This is a genomic window from Capnocytophaga sp. oral taxon 329 str. F0087, assembly GCF_000213295.2.
In the GTDB taxonomy this organism is placed as follows: Bacteria; Bacteroidota; Bacteroidia; order Flavobacteriales; family Flavobacteriaceae; genus Capnocytophaga; species Capnocytophaga leadbetteri_A.
The window spans coordinates 1-2,425 of the sequence record NZ_KN390060.1; the positions used below are offsets into that span (position 1 = coordinate 1).

The 2,425-nt window shown below is 40.7% G+C and carries 2 protein-coding genes; both read left to right on the top strand.

From position 1 onward, the window contains the following. On the top strand, nt 1-1,419 hold a 1,419-nt coding region (locus HMPREF9074_RS10830), incomplete at its 5' end, for a TonB-dependent receptor domain-containing protein (RefSeq protein ID WP_034540764.1). Between the two features lie 12 nt (nt 1,420-1,431). Continuing rightward, a partial coding sequence (locus HMPREF9074_RS10835) for a RagB/SusD family nutrient uptake outer membrane protein (RefSeq protein ID WP_034540766.1) occupies nt 1,432-2,425 on the top strand: 994 nt, incomplete at its 3' end.

Here is a 2,425-nt window from a genome sequence, read left to right on the forward strand (position 1 = left end):
AAACAATTAGATGCGGCTACTTATGGGCAGCCTGCCGAAGGACTTACAATGCTCCGTCACGGTAGTAAAAATAAAAGAATAGAAGACCAAAAGTCAGTAAGTACTTTCAACTCTTACTTCGGAAGATTAGAGTACTCTTACAATACCCGTTATTTCGTAGATTTATCAATGCGCCGCGATGGTTCGTCAGCCTTTGGTAAGAACAATCACTATGGTAATTTCTGGGCGATAGGTGCGATGTGGAAGCTAAAACAAGAGAACTTCTTAAAAGAGGTGAAATGGCTTTCAGACCTTAATTTGCGCTTCAGTACAGGGCTTTCAGGAAACGCTTTAGGGGGCTATAACCACATCACCACTGTAAAGCCTGACAATTTCTACCAAAGCAAAACAGCTTATACCGTAGGTAAATTAGGGAATCCTGACTTGCGTTGGGAAGAACAACGCAAAACTACTGTAGGGCTAAACTTGGTGGTAGATAGAGGTACTTCTTTCAACATCGAGTACTACGACCGCGAAACCTATGATATGATTTCTAGCCGCGACCTCAATAGTACCACTGGGCAAGTTCAATTCTATGACAATGCAGGGGGTATGCGCAATCGTGGTGTCGACTTTACTTTCTCGTCAGTAGTTTACAGAAGTAAAAATCAAGACCTAACAGTGCGTCCTTACTTCAACGTAAACTATAACAAACAAGAAGTAACCGCCCTTTTTGGCAACAAGACCTCTAATGTGATTCCTTCTTCTGAAATAGGGTATAAGTTAGGGCGTGCGCTCGAGTGGGCTGCGGTTATCCCTAAAGGGGTAAATCCTGATACCGGACAAATGGAGTACTATATACCAGGTGATGACCGTATGGAGCAAGTAACCGATGATAATAGGGTGTCAACTACTTACGATTCTAGTAAATTAGGACAGACTACAGGCAAGAAAATGCAAGCACCTATCAATGGTGGTTTTGGTTGGAATGTAAGCTATAAAACATTCTCGCTCGATATGGCATTCTCTTTTTCGTTAGAAAGATACAAATGGAATTACGATATGAAGTATACCGAAAATCCTGACCAGTTTGGCGATCACAACCTAAGCAGAAAGATTTTGGATTATTGGAAAAACCCAGGTGATAACACTCGTCACCCTAAGATAAACACTACAACATTTGTAAATTCATCTGATGCGCGTATGATACAAGATGCATCGTTTATGCGTCTAAAGAATATTACCCTTAGCTACAGCCTTCCTAAAGAGGTTATTAAGCAGATACGATTCTTTGAAGGGGTACGCTTATATGCTACGGCTCGCAATATCTTTACGCTTACCAAATATGAGGGGGCAGACCCTGAATACACTAATCCAATATCATCAGGGGGCTATCCTCCTTCACGTCAGTTTACTTTAGGGGTTGATGTTAATTTTTAAAAATGCAAAACAATGAAAAAGATTTATAAAATAATAACTTTAGTAGTGGCTCCTTTGTTTTTCGCAGGCTGCTTTAGCCTAGATCAACAGCCTTATGAAGATTTGAGCCAAGCTAACTCGTTCAAAACGGTACAAGATGCACAGTTTTGGGTGAATGGTATGTACAATACCTTGCGTACAAACGTATACGGAAGTGCGATGTATGCTACCGATTTGCAAGCTGATTTCTTGAATATGACCAAAAGAGATGGTACTAACGAAACGATTACCAATTTCCAAAACTGGTCATTATTCACAGTCAATAACGGAGCTACAGCTGCTATTTGGCAGCGTTATTGGAAGGCGGTACAAGACATCAATATAGGTTTAGAGGGTATTCCTACCATTGCTATTCCACAAGAGAATTATCGCACCGATTCGGCACAAATAAAGCACAATTTAGGCGAATTGTATTTAGCACGAGCTTATTATTACACTTATCTAATTACACATTACTGTCCTACTGACGAGGCTTCAGCATACGGACTGCCTTTGTTAAGCGGGCCTACTATCAACAACTTCCCTAACAGAAGTACAGTAGGTCAGACGTATGATTTTATTTTAGCCGATATAGCGCAAGCAGAAACCCGTCTCAGCGATGTAACAGGCTCATTAGGGGCAGAGAAGTTTACTAAAGATGCAGTGGCAGCACTCAAAGCGCGAGTATTGCTTTACAGAGGCAAATGGGCAGAGGCTTATGCCGCAGCTACTTCTATCATTGGCAGTCGTTATAGCTTAGTAACCAGCAGTAGTGATTTAGAAAAAGTATGGAAAGATGATGATACTGCAGAGAGTATTGTACAGCTTTATGCTAAATACGATGTAGGTAATACAGCAGAGTTACCCTCAGCCAATGACATTTATTTGGGCTACCAAAAAGAGTGGAATTATAGATTGCGTAGGTATGAAATAAGGTATTTGCCAAGAGTGGTGCCCACTCAAGATTTTGTAGATTTGTATAATAACA